This is a genomic window from Virgibacillus subterraneus, from assembly GCF_900110695.1.
In the GTDB taxonomy this organism is placed as follows: domain Bacteria; phylum Bacillota; class Bacilli; order Bacillales; family Amphibacillaceae; genus Lentibacillus; species Lentibacillus subterraneus.
Map to the genome: position 1 here is coordinate 293,327 of NZ_FOEH01000004.1, position 18,694 is coordinate 312,020.

Annotated in this window: 14 protein-coding genes; 8 read left to right on the plus strand and 6 right to left on the minus strand. The window is 37.2% G+C overall.

The features are described from left to right. The first annotated feature begins 358 nt into the window (after nucleotides 1-358). The gene (locus BMY13_RS13285) at nucleotides 359-1,867 is read left to right on the plus strand and encodes a glycine betaine uptake BCCT transporter (RefSeq protein ID WP_092505146.1); all 1,509 of its coding nucleotides are present in this window, start codon (nucleotides 359-361) and stop codon (nucleotides 1,865-1,867) included. A gap of 196 nt (nucleotides 1,868-2,063) precedes the next feature. Here BMY13_RS13285 and lpdA read toward each other — a convergent pair whose 3' ends face one another. The 5 genes from lpdA to BMY13_RS13310 form a co-directional block, all read right to left on the minus strand. Then, a complete protein-coding gene (lpdA, locus tag BMY13_RS13290) occupies nucleotides 2,064-3,470 on the minus strand; it encodes a dihydrolipoyl dehydrogenase (RefSeq protein ID WP_092493089.1) in 1,407 nt (468 codons plus the stop codon). A gap of 3 nt (nucleotides 3,471-3,473) precedes the next feature. After that, a complete protein-coding gene (locus BMY13_RS13295) occupies nucleotides 3,474-4,787 on the minus strand; it encodes a dihydrolipoamide acetyltransferase family protein (RefSeq protein ID WP_092505148.1) in 1,314 nt (437 codons plus the stop codon). 23 nt (nucleotides 4,788-4,810) lie between these two features. Further along, nucleotides 4,811-5,788 (minus strand): alpha-ketoacid dehydrogenase subunit beta, encoded by a 978-nt coding sequence (locus BMY13_RS13300; RefSeq protein ID WP_092493091.1) that lies wholly within the window; start codon nucleotides 5,786-5,788, stop codon nucleotides 4,811-4,813. 3 nt (nucleotides 5,789-5,791) lie between these two features. After that, complete coding sequence (pdhA, locus tag BMY13_RS13305; protein ID WP_092493092.1) at nucleotides 5,792-6,874, minus strand: pyruvate dehydrogenase (acetyl-transferring) E1 component subunit alpha; 1,083 nt, start codon at nucleotides 6,872-6,874, stop codon at nucleotides 5,792-5,794. A 412-nt stretch (nucleotides 6,875-7,286) separates the two neighbouring features. After that, a complete protein-coding gene (locus BMY13_RS13310) occupies nucleotides 7,287-7,979 on the minus strand; it encodes a YkyA family protein (protein WP_092505150.1) in 693 nt (230 codons plus the stop codon). Between the two features lie 175 nt (nucleotides 7,980-8,154). Between BMY13_RS13310 and def the strand changes: the two genes are divergently transcribed. The 3 genes from def to rnjA all read left to right on the plus strand — a co-directional run bounded on the left by def (nucleotide 8,155) and on the right by rnjA (nucleotide 11,177). Beyond that, the gene (gene def / locus BMY13_RS13315; RefSeq protein ID WP_092493094.1) at nucleotides 8,155-8,706 is read left to right on the plus strand and encodes a peptide deformylase; all 552 of its coding nucleotides are present in this window, start codon (nucleotides 8,155-8,157) and stop codon (nucleotides 8,704-8,706) included. Nucleotides 8,707-9,290: 584 nt separating this feature from the next. After that, on the plus strand, nucleotides 9,291-9,506 hold the full coding sequence (locus BMY13_RS13320) for a DNA-dependent RNA polymerase subunit epsilon (RefSeq protein WP_092493095.1): 216 nt from the start codon (nucleotides 9,291-9,293) through the stop codon (nucleotides 9,504-9,506). Nucleotides 9,507-9,509: 3 nt separating this feature from the next. After that, nucleotides 9,510-11,177, plus strand: a complete 1,668-nt coding sequence (rnjA, locus tag BMY13_RS13325) for a ribonuclease J1 (protein ID WP_092493096.1) — start codon at nucleotides 9,510-9,512, stop codon at nucleotides 11,175-11,177. Between the two features lie 604 nt (nucleotides 11,178-11,781). Here rnjA and BMY13_RS13330 read toward each other — a convergent pair. Next, complete coding sequence (locus BMY13_RS13330) at nucleotides 11,782-12,444, minus strand: potassium channel family protein (protein WP_092493097.1); 663 nt, start codon at nucleotides 12,442-12,444, stop codon at nucleotides 11,782-11,784. A gap of 309 nt (nucleotides 12,445-12,753) precedes the next feature. Here BMY13_RS13330 and BMY13_RS13335 point away from each other — a divergent pair, with 309 nt between their 5' ends. The 4 genes from BMY13_RS13335 to cydC are packed head-to-tail and all read left to right on the plus strand — an operon-like array spanning nucleotide 12,754 to nucleotide 18,601. Next, nucleotides 12,754-14,100 (plus strand): cytochrome ubiquinol oxidase subunit I, encoded by a 1,347-nt coding sequence (locus BMY13_RS13335; protein WP_092493099.1) that lies wholly within the window; start codon nucleotides 12,754-12,756, stop codon nucleotides 14,098-14,100. After that, a complete protein-coding gene (locus tag BMY13_RS13340; protein WP_175476802.1) occupies nucleotides 14,100-15,113 on the plus strand; it encodes a cytochrome d ubiquinol oxidase subunit II in 1,014 nt (337 codons plus the stop codon). Before BMY13_RS13335 ends, BMY13_RS13340 begins: the two co-directional genes overlap by 1 nt. 39 nt (nucleotides 15,114-15,152) lie before the next feature. Then, the gene (gene cydD, locus BMY13_RS13345) at nucleotides 15,153-16,886 is read left to right on the plus strand and encodes a thiol reductant ABC exporter subunit CydD (protein WP_092505154.1); all 1,734 of its coding nucleotides are present in this window, start codon (nucleotides 15,153-15,155) and stop codon (nucleotides 16,884-16,886) included. Next, nucleotides 16,883-18,601 carry a thiol reductant ABC exporter subunit CydC gene (gene cydC, locus BMY13_RS13350; RefSeq protein WP_092505156.1) on the plus strand — a complete coding sequence of 573 codons (1,719 nt, stop codon included), beginning with the start codon at nucleotides 16,883-16,885 and terminating at the stop codon, nucleotides 18,599-18,601. Before cydD ends, cydC begins: the two co-directional genes overlap by 4 nt. Nucleotides 18,602-18,694 lie beyond the last annotated feature (93 nt).

Genomic DNA, 18,694 nt, shown 5'->3' on the forward strand with positions numbered 1-18,694 from the left:
CCCCTATTATATGCGTATATGGCATTATTTTAATTATATATGATATCAGTGGGTAATGACCATACTTTTTTCGGCAGATAAGAAAAAATAAAAATTCTTAACTGCATAAGCATTCCGACATAATTTTAACAAATGTTGTAGTTTTCTAAGAGTCATTGTTTAATTTTTCCTTGTGTGGGAATACGTAAAAGCATATATACAGAGAATTATATTAAATCTAAGGGAAACAATAAGCACAATGTACTAATTATTTACGTAAGAATTGAACTATTTATTATCGTATGTTTCAATACGTAAATGTACTTAATTCCTTCAAATATACTTTGTGAAAATAATCTACATAGAGAGGAATGTTCATATGAAAAAAGTGACAAAGGTATTCTACATTTCAGCCATCGTCGCAGTATTATTTATTATTTGGGGAATCCTTCCAAATAGTAATATGAGTGAAGTAACAACAGAAATCCAAGGGGATATAGTAGACAAATTTGGCTGGTTCTACTTGATGAGTGCAACTGCATTCTTGGTATTTGCAATCTATTTGGTTTTTTCCAAATATGGAAATATAAAACTTGGAAAACCAGGGGATAAGCCTGAATATTCCTATTTAACATGGTTTGCGATGCTTTTTAGTGCAGGTATGGGAATTGGATTAGTTTTCTGGGGTGCTGCTGAACCATTATCGCATTATCATTTGCCACCATTTGGAGAGCCTACATCAAATGAAACCGCTAAAACTGCTATGCGTTACAGCTTCTTTCATTGGGGGCTGCATCCATGGGCAATTTACGCCACAATTGCTTTAGCACTAGCATATTTTAAATTCAGAAAGCAATCTCCAGGAGTTGTAAGTGCAATTCTTGAACCTATATTCGGCGATAAAATGAAAGGAGCCTGGGGAACCCTTATTGACTTTATAGTTGTGTTTGCAACAATATTTGGTGTTGCTACTTCCCTAGGCTTTGGGGCTATCCAAATCTCTGGAGGTGTATCATACGTATTTGGTTTAGATAAAACAATTTCGCTGCAACTTATTATTATTGGAATTGTTACTGTACTATATATGACGTCTGCTATGACAGGTCTTAATAAAGGAATTAAATATCTAAGTAATACAAACATCGTTTTAGCAATTGCTTTAATGCTGTTTCTATTATTTGCAGGTCCTACAAACTTCATCATGAATCTATTCACTACAACATTTGGCAGTTACTTGCAAAACCTGCCAGGCATGAGTTTTAGAATGACTCCTTTTGATATGGATGACTCATGGATACAAGATTGGACTATCTTTTATTGGGCATGGTGGATTGCATGGGCACCGTTTGTAGGTACATTTATTGCCCGTGTTTCCAAAGGCAGAACAATTCGAGAATTCGTACTAGGCGTTCTTTTAGTGCCTACCATTTTCGGTGCTCTCTGGTTTTCCGTATTCGGTGGATCGGCAATCAACCTGGAACATTTTCAGGGTGCAGAAATTCAGCAAGTTGTTGATAATCTTGGCTCTGAAGCGGCTTTATTTGTGGTCCTTGAGCAATTTCCATTCGGCATTGTAATGTCAATCATTGCAATTTTATTAATCAGTACGTTTTTTATCACATCTGCAGACTCTGCAACATTTGTATTGGGAATGCAAACGACTGGTGGAAGCTTATACCCACCAAATACTGTTAAGTTTGTATGGGGAATTATCCAATCAAGTGCTGCAGCGGTATTGTTGTGGCAAGGCGGACTCGGAGCTTTACAAACAGCCTCGATTATAGCAGCCTTTCCATTTGCGATAATCATGATTTTGATTATATTTTCGTTAATGAAATCATTTAAAGAAGAGGCCAAAGAAATCGATTTACGGCGGAAAAGACATTAAATAGAAATATACAAGCAGTTCAGTTGGAGTACAAAAACGAATTTTGTACCCTTAACTGAACTGCTTTTTTTGGGCTCTATATGTTAAAAAACTTTAATTTTAAGCCATCTTAATCCAGAACAATAAATACATAGTTGCATCGAACTGCCAAAAAAAAGAGAACTGCACTATGACAGCTCTCTTTAAAAAGTATGATTTACATTGTGTGTATTGGCATTCCTAATGCTACATCAGCAGCTTCCATCGTAATTTCACCAAGACTTGGATGGTTATGAATTGTCAACGCTATATCTTCGGCTGTCATTCCTGCTTCTATTGCCAATCCTACTTCTGCTATCATTTCACTAGCATTTGGACCTGCAATCTGAGCCCCAATTACCAGACCATCTTCTTCTCTGGTAATTAATTTCATAAATCCATCACTATCATTTAATGATAATGCCCGACCGTTAGCAGCAAATGGAAACTTGGATGCCTTTGCATTGTATCCAGCATCTTTTGCTTCTTGTTGACTATAGCCAACTGTAGCTAACTCAGGATCTGAGAATACAACAGTAGGAATTCCAATATAATCAATTTCTGATTTCTCTCCACCGATTACTTCGGCTGCCACTTTTCCTTCATATGATGCTTTATGAGCTAATGGAGGACCATCAACAATATCACCAATTGCATAAATATTGTCTATGTTTGTACGGCATTGTTTATCAATTTTAATAAGTCCTTTATCATCTACATCAATACCTACTTGCTCTAAACCAATTTCCGCTGTATTTGGACGGCGGCCAACTGTTACCAATACATAGTCAGCGTCAACGGTTTCTTCTTTGCCGTTAACTTCATAGGTTACTGTTACACCATCTTTAGACTCTTCAACACCTTTTGCCATTGCTTCTGTGGTAACTGTTACACCTTTTTTCTTAAGGCGTTTGCTTACTACTTGCTGCATTTGTTTTTCAAAAGCGCCAAGAATCTGCTTTGTACCTTCAAGGATTGTTACATCAGTTCCAAAGTTAGCATATGCAGTGCCTAACTCAGTTCCGATATAACCGCCTCCGATAACTACCATTTTCTTAGGAATTTCTTTTAGATCTAATGCACCGGTAGAGTCAATAACGCGATCCGTAAATTTAAAACTTGGAATTTCAATTGGTGTTGAACCTGTTGCAATAATACAGTTGTTAAATGTATAAGTCTGTGAATTCTTTTCATCCATAACTTTTACTGTATTTTTATCAACAAAGTATACTTCGCCTTTAACAATATCAACTTTGTTCCCTTTCAAAAGACTTTCAACGCCAGAAGTTAGTTTATTAACAACTTTTCCTTTCCATTCCTGAACCTTGGAAAAATCAACGGATACATTTTCCGTTTTAATACCTAATTCTTCATTACCATGAGCGTTTTCAGTCAGATGACCAGCTTGAATCATTGCTTTAGATGGGATACACCCAACATTTAAGCAAACACCACCAAGTGCACCTTTATCAACAATTGTTACATTTTGACCGGTTTGGGCAGCACGGATGGCAGCTACATAGCCACCCGGTCCTGCTCCAACTACTAACGTGTCTAACTCAATTGGAAAATCTCCTACTACCATAATCTACGCCTCCATCATAATTAATTGTGGATCGTTCAATAATCGTTTGATCTGATTTAATGCAAGTTGTGCTGTGGCACCATCAACGATACGATGATCAAAGCTAAATGACACTGCAAGAACAGGAGCAACAACAATCTCGCCGTCACGTACAATTGGTTTTTCAGCAATACGTCCAATACCTAGAATAATTGCCTCTGGATAATTAAGAACAGGAGTAAACCATTGTCCTCCAGCTGAACCAATGTTAGTAATTGTGTTTGATGCGCCTTTCATTTCTTCAGATGCAAGTTTACCACTACGAGCCTTTTCTGCCAATTCATTAATCTCTTGTGAAATGGTGAAAATCGATTTGCGATCTGCATCTTTTACAACTGGCACTAATAAGCCTTTATCAGTATCCGCAGCAATTCCAATGTTGTAATAATGCTTGTGAATGATTTCATCAGTTTCATCGTCAACAGCAGCATTTAGAATTGGATATTTCTTAGATGCTGAGACTAATGCTTTTGCAACGTAAGGCAGATACGTTAATTTTATATCCTGCTCCGCTGCTACTGCTTTGAATTTCTTACGGTGAGCAACAAGCTCTGTTACATCTACTTCATCCATAAGTGTAACATGTGGAGCTTTCGTTTTTGAATTAACCATTGCTTTAGCAATAGACTTGCGAATTCCACTCATTTTCTCACGGGTTTCGGCATATTCACCTTTAGGTGATTCTGCTCCTTTAGCTGCCGTTGCTTCTTGCTCGTCAGATGCTACATCTTCTGTATCTTCTGCTTTCTGGTCACCACTTAAGTATTTATCTACATCTTCTTTTAGGATACGTCCATTTTTACCAGAACCCTGTACGTCCTGAATAGATACTTCATTTTCACGAGCATATTTACGTACGGACGGCATTGCAATTACACGTTTATCGTCGGAAGATTTATCTTTCGTTTCTTCTTTATCGTCTGACTCATTATTCTTTTTTTCTGCAGATTGTTTTTTATCAGATTCCTGTTCACTACTGGCTTTTGACTCTTCCTTTGTCTCTTCCGCTTCTTCAGCGTCATCTTCCTGATCTTCATAGCCCTCTGCATCAATTGTAATGATAGTATCACCAACAGTTGATACTGTACCTTCTTCAACATGAACCTTTTCAACAGTTCCTTCAACCGGAGAAGGGATTTCAACGACAGCTTTATCATTTTGCACTTCACAAAGCACATCATCTTCTTTAATTTCGTCGCCTTCTTTAACAAACCATTTTACTATTTCGCCCTCATGAATACCTTCACCAATATCAGGCAGCTTAAAATTGTAAGCCATTATTACTACCTCCAATCCTTTAATTAAAAGTTAATTACTTGATTTACTCTTTCTACGATGTCTTCATGATTTGGCAGCCATATTTCCTCAGCTTGTGAGAATGCATAAACAGTGTCTGGAGCCGTTACTCGTAAAATCGGTGCTTCCAGATGGAGTATTGCTCGTTCCTGAATCTCTGAAATAACGTGTGCTCCAACTCCTGCTTGACGCTGTGCTTCCTGAACCATAACCATTCGATTGGTTTTCTTAACAGACTCAACGATTGTATCTACATCAACCGGTGATACAGTACGAAGATCAATTACTTCAGCATCAATATTATCTTTTTCAAGTTCATCAGCTGCTTTTAGGGCTGCATGAACCATTGCGCCATAAGCAACAAGTGTAACGTCTTTACCTTCCCGTTTAATATCCGCCTTATCAAGTTCAACTGTATATTCCTCATCGGGAACTTCACCACGGAAAGAACGATATAGTTTCATGTGTTCCAAAAATAGTACTGGATCATTGTTGCGTATAGCTGAGATTAATAGTCCTTTTGCGTCATATGGTGTTGATGGAATTACAACTCTTATACCAGGTTGCTGTGCAATTAACCCTTCAAGTGAATCAGCATGAAGTTCAGGTGTGTGCACACCACCACCAAATGGAGAACGTATTGTTATTGGCATTGATTGCGTACTGCCGGAACGATAACGCATTCGCGCCATTTGACCATTAACAGCATCCATTGCTTCATAGATGAAGCCGAAGAATTGAATTTCCGGTACCGCACGAAAACCTTGCAGAGCAAGACCAATCGAAAGTCCGCCAATTCCTGATTCGGCTAGTGGCGTATCAAATACACGTTCTTCGCCAAACTCATCTTGTAATCCTTCTGTAGCGCGGAAAACGCCGCCATTTTGACCGACATCTTCACCGTATACAAGCACATTTTCATCATTTTTTAATTCATTGTACATTGCATCAGTGATTGCTTGAATCATAGTCTTTTGTGCCATGGTCTACTTCGACTCCTTTTCTTTATATTCTTCCATTTGCTCCTGCAAATTTGGTGGAAGTTTCTCATGCATATTCTCTATTAAGTCAATTACAGTTTGTTTCGGGTATTCATCTGCTTTTTTAATAGCTTTTTTAATATCTTCTTTTGCTTCATCTATTACTTTGTTCTCTTCTTCTTCCGACCATAATTTTTTCTCTTCTAAAAACTTACGGAAACGAACAAGAGGATCTTTTTTCTCCCACTCATCATTAAGATCGTCAGAACGATAGCGGGTCGGGTCGTCCCCTGCCATGGTATGTGGTCCATAACGATAAGTTAACGTTTCAATTAATGTAGGACCTTCCCCTTTTATTGCTCGTTCACGCGATTCTTTTGTAACAGCATAAACAGCTAATACATCCATACCATCAACTTGAATTCCTTCAATTCCAGCAGCAACCGATTTTTGTGCTAAGGTTTTTGCATTTGTTTGCTCTTCAACTGGTACTGAAATTGCAAAGTGGTTATTTTGGATAAAGAAAATTGCTGGCGCGCCATATGAGCCTGCAAAGTTTATACCTTCATAGAAATCGCCTTGGGATGTACCACCATCACCTGTATATGTTACGGCAACTGATTTCTTTCCACGCTTCTTCATTCCAAGTGCAACACCAGCAGCTTGTGTATACTGGGCACCGATAATTATTTGCGGGCTCAACCCTTTTACTTCCTCAGGAAACTGATTACCATGGAAATGCCCTCTTGAGAACAAGAAAGCTTGATATAATGGAAGACCCTGCCAAATAAGTTGTGGAACATCACGATATGCCGGAAGTAAAAAATCATCTGCTTCTAATGCATATTGACTCCCTAACTGAGATGCTTCCTGTCCTGCAGTAGGAGCATAAAACCCTAAACGTCCTTGACGGTTCAGTGCAATCGAACGTTGGTCAAGTATACGAGTATAAACCATCCTGCGCATAAGCTCTTTCAAATCATCATCTGAAAGATCAGGCATTGCGTCTTTATTAACAATCTTTCCATCTTCATTAAGAATCTGGAACATTTCGAACTGACTTTCAACACTTTCAAGTACGTGTTTCAAAATAGTTCACCTCTTCCTTTCTGAATACCTATTTTGTATTTTCTTTTTTAGCCTTCCCAAAATATGAAAAAATCTGTACCCTTTTGCTCTTATTCTTGTTCCCTATATTAAATTTTACTAATCACATTTAAAAATAAGGACTAAACTGTTACATAAGAATAGGAAAATTTAATGGTACAATTCATAATCTAGTTAAAGTTTAGCTTATATATACCAATTTGGTCAATCACTTTGTCTTATTTATTTATTTTTGACAAAAGGGTTGTATCGCTTACATAAAATTCACTCATTTAAGGAACCATCTGTTATAGTAACAAATTAAAACTGTATTAATTGACAGCAAATAGTATACAAATAAAAAAGAACCAAATGAATTTTCATTTGGTTCCACCTACTTACAATATTTACTCGACTATTCAGTACTGTTCTTTTCACCTGTTGGTGCATTATTTTCATATTCCGCATCTATTCCAGCAGCAGAATAAAATTCTTCTTTTAATGCATTATATTCAGTAGTACGTTCATTGAATGTTTTGTTCGCTGCAATTACCTGTTGATAACTATCATTAACTTTTGTTATATGCTTAGTTAATGTTTTTTGCTCCAAGTCTTCCTTTTGCAGCATAGTATACAAATCTTTTTCAAGCTTTAGAGTTTTGGAGTACGCTTGATATAATTTATCGTATGCTTTATACCGGTCGGTCATTACACTATACATCTCTTGGGCACTCTTTTGTGCATCTTCTTGTTCCAAATCTTCAATCATGCTTTCAATTTTTGTGAATTCCTCTTTGGAGGCTGTTATACTTTCCTTTTCCAGCTCGATTTTCTCTTTTCTCTCATCTATATTTTCAATCGCCTGCTTGGAAAGTTCCTTGATTTGTTCAAACTCATTCATCCCTAGGTCAATAATTTGGCTATATATTTCCTGCTCCTTTTTTTCCAATTCCACGATTGGATCCTGCTGCTTAACAAAGGTGTCTTCTAGTTCCACTGCCTTTTCCAAATGATCATAAATCTGCTCTGAGGTTGATGCCCCACTACATGCAGTAAGTAACGCTAATATAAATAATAATAAAATAAAGAACGACTTTTTAAACGCCACGAGTCAATATCCTCCTTCAATCTAAGCTGCAAATTTTATACCTTAGTATAACACATTTTTCAGACAAAATAGGTTCAAATTAATTAATTTATACTTGTCCTATAGTAAATTTATGATGTAAAAATTCATATTATGTTAAAATATTATCACTATGAACTGTAAGGAGTGTCAATGCATGATAACTATGGATGATATAGTCAGAGAAGGCCATCCATCATTACGCGAAAAAGCAGATGAGGTACCAGTTCCTCCTTCTGACGAAGATAAACAGCTTTTAAATGATATGCTTACCTTTTTAAAAAATAGTCAAGATGAAACAATAGCAAGAGACTATGATTTAAGGCCTGGTGTAGGGTTGGCCGCACCACAATTGGCAGTAAATAAACGAATGGTCGCAATTCACTTCGAAGATTCAAAGGGAAAATTATATAGCTATGGCCTAATAAACCCTAAAATTATTAGTCACTCGGTTGAAGAAGCATATTTATCTTCTGGAGAAGGCTGTTTGTCAGTAGATAGAAATGTAGAAGGATATGTACCTAGATACGCAAGAATTACCGTAAAAGCAACTGGTTTGGACGGTACAGAACTTAAGTTACGTCTAAGGGATTATGCAGCAATAGTCTTTCAGCATGAAATCGATCATCTGAACGGTGTTATGTTTTACGATCATATTAATAAAGATAATCCATTTACTGTGACAGATAACGCCAAAGCCATTGAATAATTTTTAAAATACGGGGACATTCACACGTCCCTATTATTATATTTTGGTATAAGAATCATTTATAGGCTAAAAATATACATAAGGAAAACACGTAGAAATCAATCATTGATATAGAAAAAGAGTCTTTTTTTTAAACAATTGCAGTGTTTTTATTTCAAATTTCCTCAAACAGTATTATACTATGAATAAGAGGGTTGGATCGGTAGAACGTTTTTTGGTGCTTTTCTTAAATAATCGAAAGGAGATGTAGACCTCATGTTAAAACGCCTAAAAGAAAAGCTTAAAAAGCGCTGGAAGGATTTTTTAGGCAGAGGACGTGTACCTACTACTTGTAAAAAGGACTACCACCAGAGTTAACCATCATGTATTGGAGAATATTACCAAATCAAATTTACAGCGAATTATACCATTGCATATTATTAAAGCGATTGGTTAGAACACACATGTGAATTGTTATGAAACAGCTGTTCGCCTAAATGCCATCAGCTTATTAAGTAATGCTCAGTATTATCAAATGGATAGGAATTTATTATTACGGAATGCAAATTTTAAAATAGAATAAAAAAGAAGTTAGGAGAGATGAAATGATTTTTAAAGTTTTTTATCAAGAATTACCAGGAGAAGTCCCTGTACGCGAACGGACACAAAGCCTATATGTTGAGGCAGATTCAGAAAAAGAGGTACGAAACAAATTATACGATCGCAAGTATAATATAAATATTGAATTTATCCATCCATTGGACGAAGCACATTTAAATTATGAAAAACAATCCGAACATTTTAACCTGGAGACTGTCTAACCAATGAAATTCGTAAAGAATGACCAAACAGCGGTTTTTGCATTAGGTGGACTAGGTGAAATTGGGAAAAACACTTATGGTGTTCAATTTCAAGATGAAATAATTTTAATCGATGCCGGAATTAAGTTTCCTGAAGATGAATTACTTGGTATTGATTATGTTATTCCAGATTACACCTACCTGATTCAAAACCAAGATAAAATTAAAGGATTATTCGTAACACACGGGCATGAGGACCATATCGGTGGAATTCCGTACCTCTTGCGTGAAATAAATGTGCCAATTTATGCTGGAAAACTTGCGATCGGATTAATCAGAAACAAATTAGATGAACATGGCTTATTACGAAATGCCAAATTGCATACAATTCAAGAAGAAGATGTTATAAAATTCCGTAAAACATCCATTTCCTTTTTCCATACTACCCATAGCATTCCTGATTCATATGGTGTTGTAGTAAAAACTCCACCTGGGAATGTAGTTCATACAGGTGACTTTAAATTTGATTTCACACCGGTTGGCGAGCCTGCTAATATAGCAAAAATGGCTGAGATAGGTAAAGAAGGCGTACTTTGCTTACTTTCAGACAGTACAAACAGTGAAATACCAGGATTTACAATGTCCGAAAGTGTTGTTGCTGATAATATTAATGATATTTTTGCTAGAGCTGATGGACGACTAATCTTTGCAACATTTGCATCAAATATCTATCGCCTGCAACAGGTGGTTGAAGCAGCTGTTAAACACAACCGTAAAGTAGCCGTCTTTGGACGGAGCATGGAAACTTCTATTCGAATCGGACAGGAACTGGGCTATATCCAAGCTCCAAAAGACACATTTATTGAAGCTAATCAGATTAACCGTCTTCCGGCAAATGAAGTTACCATTCTTTGTACAGGCTCACAAGGGGAACCAATGGCAGCATTATCTCGAATAGCTAACGGTACACACCGCCAAATACAAATTATTCCTGGTGATACAGTTATCTTTTCATCATCCCCTATCCCTGGAAATACTGTGAGTGTAAGCCGTACAATTAATAAACTTTACCGTGCTGGAGCCGAAGTGATTCATGGCCGGCTAAGTAATATTCATACATCCGGACATGGCAGCCAGGAAGAACAGAAATTAATGCTAAGACTTATCCAGCCAAAATACTTCATGCCGATTCATGGTGAATACAGAATGTTAAAAGAACACACTAAGCTTGCCGAAGCATGTGGAGTAGAGCCAGCAAATTCATTTATTATGGATACTGGTGATGTACTTGCCTTAGGCAAAGATAATGCAATGGTAGCAGGAAAAATACCATCAGGTTCTATTTATGTGGATGGGAGCGGCATCGGTGATATTGGAAATATTGTATTGCGTGACCGCCGTATTCTATCGGAAGAAGGACTTGTCATGGTGGTTGTAAGTATTAATATGAAAGAATTTAAAATTGCATCAGGACCTGACATTATCTCACGTGGATTTGTCTATATGAGAGAATCTGAAGACCTAATAAATGAAGCGCAGAAGCTTGTATCAAATCATTTAGACAAGGTAATGGAACGCAGGACAACACAATGGTCGGAAATCAAGAATGAAATAACAGATACTATCGCACCATTCCTCTATGAAAAAACGAAACGCAGACCTATGGTATTACCGATTATCATGGAAATCTGATCAAATAATTGGGATGACATTTTTTATGAAGCCTAACACATCTTATAGTTGTGGATGGCTAACGAATAATGTCATCCCTTTTTAATTGTGTAGGAAACTATACAATTAAAGGGATGTAGATAACTGGACTCCCGAATCAGCCGCGTACAGGACGTACTAGTGCCGGTGACGCCACAGGACATGGCGTACTCACCGGCCAGCGCCTAGGGACTTCCTTCCCCGTGTCTACGATAAGAAATAAAGGATGTTCGACTAAAACCACCACATCCTGTGGGCAGCTTACGCTCTTCGTGTATTCTTTTCGCTTTCCAAGCATAAGATCCATCTTGACTTTCGCCATCATTGGCTATAAGTCAAGTTCATCTAATCTCTGGGAAAAGGAAGATCGACTAAGACCGACGCTTTGCGCGACAACGTCGACCTACCCGCAGCGCTGAACAGGCGCTTGCGCTTTTCTTCAATCCTTCTTCACTAATACAATCGAATCTGCAATAAAAAAAGTGGCATTAAAATTAAATTTTAATGCCACTTTTTTTTGTTGAGAAACGATAATAGTAAGAAGAGAGCTCTTTAACAATTATCAACCTATACCCATAGATAAAGCTTAGTCAATAATAAGGTGCTTCTCAAATCTGGATATGTCTTTATCTGCTCCAATAACAATAAGGATATCTTCTTCCTCTAGAGTTTCATCTGCGGTTGGTGAAACATTAATATCTTTTCCATGCTTAATTGCAACAACGTTACACCCATAATTTGCTCGAATATCAAGGTCAACTAATGTTTTACCGCGCATCTTTTCACCAGCTTTCACCTCAACAATACTATGGTCATCGGATAGCTCCAGATAATCAAGTATGTTGTTCGAGATTATGTTATGTGCAATTCTCTTCCCCATATCTCGTTCCGGGTGAACAACCTGATCAGCACCAATTTTATTTAATATTTTCTCATGGTAATCATTCTGAGCCTTTACTGTTATTTTCTTAATGCCAAGGTCTGTTAAAACAACAGTTGTGAGGATACTTGCCTGAATATTATCACCTATTGCAACAATAACATGATCCAAATTTTTGATTCCTAGCTCTTTTAAAGTAACCTCATCTGTAGAATCTGCTATAACTGCATGTGATGCAATGTTTTTAAATTCATTTACCTTATCTTCATCAATGTCAACTGCGAGCACTTGCATACCTTCCATACTTAATTCACGGCAAATACTCCCGCCAAATCGACCTAAACCAATAACTGCGAATTCTCGTTTCATAATATTTCCTCCATCACTCAACGTACTTTTAATTAGTCTACCACACTACTATTACAAGTGAAATTGATTTAAGATAATTTTAACCTTTATTATTAGTATTAAAAAATGTCAATTAACTGTCATAAGCAAAGGGCTTTTACCATAACAAAATGTTTTATACTATCTACATAGGGAAAACTATATCCGTTAACCTAAACGGCTTATCTCCCTTTGCTTAATCAAATCTTAAATGAATAGATTGTCAACGACACATGCTCAGTATTGAATATGTGTATAATAAATACTTTACTATTAGGGGAGGCTTACACAATGGATCTTGATACAGTCTTAATGAGTAGATTGATTACCGCAATGACATTAGGATTTCATATAATATTTGCAACACTTGGCGTTGGAGTTCCCTTGATGATTTCGATAGCAGAGTTTGTCGGAGTTAAAAAGAATGATCCGCATTACAAGATGATGGCCAGACGATGGGCAAGAGGATTTGTCATTACAGTTGCGGTAGGTGTTGTAACCGGAACAGCAATAGGGTTACAATTATCATTAGTTTGGCCTAACTTTATGCAGGTTGCAGGAAATGTCATAAGCCTGCCGCTCTTTATGGAAGTCTTTGCATTTTTCTTTGAAGCTATATTCTTAGGTATCTATTTATACACTTGGGATAGGTTTAAAAAACCATTTACACATTGGTTTTTATCCATACCAATAGTAATCGGTGGAGGGCTATCGGCCGTTTTTATAACAACCGTAAATGCATTTATGAATACACCGGAAGGGTTTGCAATGGAAGATGGCTCATTCTTGGCTGTTAATCCACTTGCTGCTATGCTAAATCCAGCTACTCCATCAAAGGTGTTCCATGTGTTAAGTTCTGCATACTTAGCATGTGCTGCACTTCTTGCTGCTATAGCTGCTTTTACAATTCTAAAGAAAAAAGCATCAGCCTATCATCAAAAGGCGCTAAAGCTAACTGTAACGATTATGTTTATATTCGCGGCGGCAAATTTGCTGACTGGAGATACATCAGCTAAGTTTCTTGCTGAACACCAACCTGAAAAATTGGCTGCTGCAGAGTGGCATTTTGAAACTGAACAAGGTGCGGACCTAGTAGTGTTTGGCTGGCTGAATGAAACGCATGAGATAATAGGTGAAATTCGAATACCTAAATTTTTGAGTTTTCTTGCACATGGTGACTTCAATGCTGAAGTAACAGGGCTGGAAGAAACGCCTGAGAAAGAGAGACCACCCCTTTGGATACATTATATGTTTGACTTAATGGTGACTATTGGAATGGCTCTCTTAGGAGTATCTTTTCTCTATCTTGTGTTTAGTATGATAAGAAAATGGAATGAACTTAACAAGTGGTTTTTATGGTCTCTCCTATTTAGTGGGCCACTTGCCTTCCTCGCAATAGAGTTTGGCTGGATTTACGCTGAAGAAGGACGCCAACCATGGATTATACGAGGCTATATGACGGTTGACGAAGCAGCTACTTCCTCCCCTTATATAGGTCTGATGTTCTTTTTGTTCTTAGGTTTATATATCGTATTAGGTACTTTGTGTATTGTCACATTACGTAAACTCTTCCGTAACAATCCGGTCGAAGAAGAACTCGAAAAACAGTATCCATCCATAGAAAAGGGTGATGAATAATGAGTTATGAATTAATAGGAATTACGGTATTATGGCTGTTCCTATATGGCTATTTAATAGTAGCTTCGATTGACTTTGGTGCTGGTTTTTTTGCATATTATGCCAAAATCTCGAAAAAAGACCATATTATGAATCAATTAATCTCAAGGTATTTATCTCCTGTATGGGAAGTAACTAATGTATTCTTTGTCTTTTTCTTTGTTGGTATTGTTGGATTCTTCCCGGAAACGGCTTATTATTATGGAACAGCCTTACTAGTTCCTGGTAGTATTGCAATCATACTACTTGCGATACGAGGTTCGTTCTATGCATTTGAAAACTATGGTTCGAAACAGAGCAATATTTATATGTTCTTATATGGTGCAACCGGATTATTAATCCCAGCATCCTTATCTACTGCATTAACACTGTCAGAAGGTGGCTTTATTGTTGAGAAAAATGGAGAAGTGTCACTGAAGTATTTAGAATTGTTTACAAGTCCATATTCATGGAGTGTCGTATTTCTAGCAATTGTGTCAGTGCTTTTTATCAGTGCTGCATTCTTGACATTTTATGCTGCTCGCGCACGTGACTACCCTGCATTAAAGCTAGTACGAATTTATGCATTATTCTGGAGTGTACCAACGATAATAGCCAGTCTAACAACCTTTATTGCATTAAGTCAGCATAATGAGAGACATTATGAAAAAATGCTTGACCTATGGTGGATGTTTGGCTTGTCAGTCGGTTTTTTCATGTTGGCAATAGGCTTAATTTATCAGGGTAAGCGTTATGGCATTGCATTTATTAGTGTAATGTTACAGTATTTCTTTGCCTTTTTCGGCTATGGAATAGCTCATTTACCTTATATTCTTAACCCTTACATTACTATAGTAGAAGGAGCTACCCACGAATCGATGGGGATTGCCCTAATAGTAGCATTCATAGCCGGCCTATGTTTATTAATACCTTCACTCGTTTTACTATTGAGACTGTTTTTATTTAATGCTGAATATGTTAAAGGCAAAAAATAACCTGCTAGAATAATTTTAAGTTAGGAGATTTCAGCCAATATGAGTACTTTAAAAGATATTGCCTTCACACAGAAAAAAAGCATATCACTTCTGTTTGCCTCATCCATTATCACAGGTGCGATGATTATTTTACAGGCGTATTTTTTTGTTGCAGTTATCGACGGTGTTTTCCTGCAAGGAATGTCGTTTTCTGGAGTCCTTCCTATGCTGGGAGGACTACTCCTAGCTCTTTTGGCTAGAACAATATTGACTTATATAAGCGGTCGTGAGGGAGTACAAATGGCCGCCAAAGCCAAGACGGATTTTCGAAAGAAGCTTTTAAGTAAATTTTCAGGAAATCCTGTACAGAATTCGTTACAGGGACAATCAGGGCAAAAGGTAAGTGTCATGATGGATGCTGTTGATGAAATAGAAAGCTATTTCAGTCAATACCTTCCTCAGGTTATTCAAACAGCTTTCATACCTCTCTTAATTCTTGTGGTAGCCTTCACACAGCATGTAAACACCGGGATCATATTGATAATCACTGCCCCATTTATACCTCTCTTTATGATTATTATTGGAATGCAAACAAAAAAGAAATCTGAAGAGCAGTTAGATAAGCTCGCATCCTTTTCCGGAAAATTCCTGGATACGTTACAGGGGCTTACCACTCTGAAATTATTCAGCCGGGCAAAACAACAAAAGGAAGCTATCAAGAAAAGCAGTCTAGGGTTCAGGGACGCTACAATGGAAATATTGAAAGTTGCCTTCACCTCTTCCTTTATGTTAGAGCTAATTTCCATGCTGAGTATTGGAATTGTAGCGCTGGAACTAGCGATTCAGCTGATAATTTATAAAAGTATATCATTCTTTACTGCGTTTTTTATTCTAGTATTGGTTCCAGAGTTCTATACGTCACTTAAGGAGTTAGGCAGTAGCTTTCATAATAGCCGTAGCAGTATGGGGGCAGCAAATAAAGTAGCAGAGGAATTGGAGGAAACAGAACAGATTATTCCATGGGGAAATAAGACTTTATCAGAGAATTCTCCCCCAGCCATTTCGCTTCGGGGAGTGGCTTACAGTTATGGAGAGGATCAGTTTTCTTTAATTAATATAGATACAATAATTCCACCTTATAATCAAATAGCAATTGTTGGTCAAACTGGTTCTGGAAAATCAACCCTTTTACATTTAATTGCAGGTCTAATTACTCCTTCAGAAGGAAAAGTAATTATAAATAATAATAGCTTGATGACTGATTATCAAGAACAAGACTGGTTTAATCATTTAAGTTATATTTCCCAGCACCCTTATATTTTCTCAGGCTCTATTGCAGAAAATATTGCAATTGGCGGAAAAACGGATGCATCACGTACAAGCATCGAGAAAGCTGCTGAAAAAGCAGGAATTGCAGAAATGATACATTCACTTGAAAATGGTTATGATACACAAGTCGGTGAAGCAGGTAGAGGTCTTTCAGGTGGAGAAAAACAAAGGGTCGCCATCGCACGTGCATTTTTGAAAAAACCATCAATTATCCTATTCGACGAGCCAACAACAGGGTTAGACCTTTACACAGAAAAGATTTTGCAGGATTCTATAAATGAGTTGTCGCAAAACTCAACTGTTGTCACTGTTGCACACCGCCTTCATACCATCAAGAACGCTGATAAAATTCTTTTCCTGGAGAATGGAAGGTTAATTTCCGAGGGAACCCATAAAGAGCTTATTAAATCGATAGCGACCTATCGTGATATGGTATCTATCCAGCAGGGAGGGACTCCAGAATGAGAGATTTAACACTTGTTGTTAAGTTAATGATGATTGAAAAAAAAGACATTCTCTATTCAATTATTTTTGGCTTTATTGCTGGTATTTCTGCTGTAGGTCTCTTTGCTGCCAGTGGATATTTAATTTCCAAGGCAGCATTGGCACCTCCTTTATATGCCCTAATTATTCTCACATCTACGGTAAAGCTGCTTGGATTTACGAAAGCAATAAGCCGCTATGCTGAAAGATACTTTTCTCATCGGGCAACATTTACGATTTTAAGTAATCTCCGTGTCTCTTTTTTCGAGAAACTCGAGCCCCTGGCACCAGGAATATTTCAAAAATATCGCAGCGGAGACCTCCTATCAAGAATTGTTGGAGATGTCGAAAGTCTTCAGAATTTCTTTTTAAGGGTATTTTACCCGCCGATCGTTTTAATGATCGTCTTTTTATGTACGATTTTATTCACGTCTTTCGTTTCAATTTATATAGCGCTTGTATTACTCATTGGCCTCCTATTAACAGCTTTTGTCATTCCTGCGTTATTTGCTGTCAGGCAAGCTAAAATAGACAGTCATGTGCGGGAGGGAAGAGGAAATTTAACAACAGAAGTTACTGAATTTCTTCATGGTTTTCGTGATTTAAAGATATACCAGAAGCTTCATGAGAAAGAAGAGAATCTATTGCAATCGTCTGACGCTTATATTAAAGAGCAAGAACGCGAAAACATCAACACGCTATATAGTCAATCTATGAACACATTTGTAGCGCTTTTTATATCCTGGCTAGTACTAGCATTAGGAGCCTATTTAGTAGTAGACGGTCAATTGGATGGTATCTTCTTGGCAATGCTCATAATGATTTCCCTTACTGTTTTTGAAGATGCTTCTCCAATGGCAGTTTTCCCAATCCATATACAAGACAGTAAACAGGCCGCAACACGCTTATTTTCTGTAGTTGACTGGGAAAGTAAAAACAAAGTAAAACAAGATTATAAGGAGCAATTACAGCAAAGTAACGCTCATTCCATTGAAATGACTAATGTTTCCTTTTCATTTCCGAAAGAAACCAGACCAACCTTGGAGGAAATTTATTTAAAGCTACCAGCATGTTCGAAGACAGCTATTGTCGGGCCAAGCGGTTCTGGTAAATCAACATTGCTACAGCTGCTGTTAAAAATCAGCCCAGCAAATCAAGGCAATATTTATTTAGATGATGTAGCAATAAATCAAATAAACCAAGAAGAAATTTGGAAAAATGCTAAAGTTGTTCTACAGGAAAACCATTTTTTCTTTGGTACAATACGTTCTAACCTTGAGCTTGCCAAAGATGGATTAACTGACGCAGAAATGGAAGCTACCTTAGCAACAGTAATGCTTGATCACTTCTCCTTAGAAGACAAGGTAAATGAAAAAGGTGAAAATCTTTCTGGCGGGGAAAAGCAGAGACTTGCGATCGCCCGGGCAATGCTGAAAGATGGACATCTTTGGTTACTGGATGAACCCACTTCGTCTGTAGACGCAATTACAGAACAATCCATTTATAAAAATCTTTTCGAACAAGCTAAAAATGACACGCTTGTTCTTATCAGTCATCGCTTAACAAACTTGGAAAATATGGATCAAATTATTGTAATGGAACACGGGACTATAATAGAATCCGGCACATTTAATGAATTAATGCAGCAAAAAGGCTACCTTTATAAAATGAAACAGATCGAGAAAGAATTACTTTAAACCAGGACACTTATCGTAGGTTTTGTGGTTTTTAAGCATTGCAGTTGATATAAACTGCGACACAGTGTAAATTTTCTTTTGCACCACTCCGGT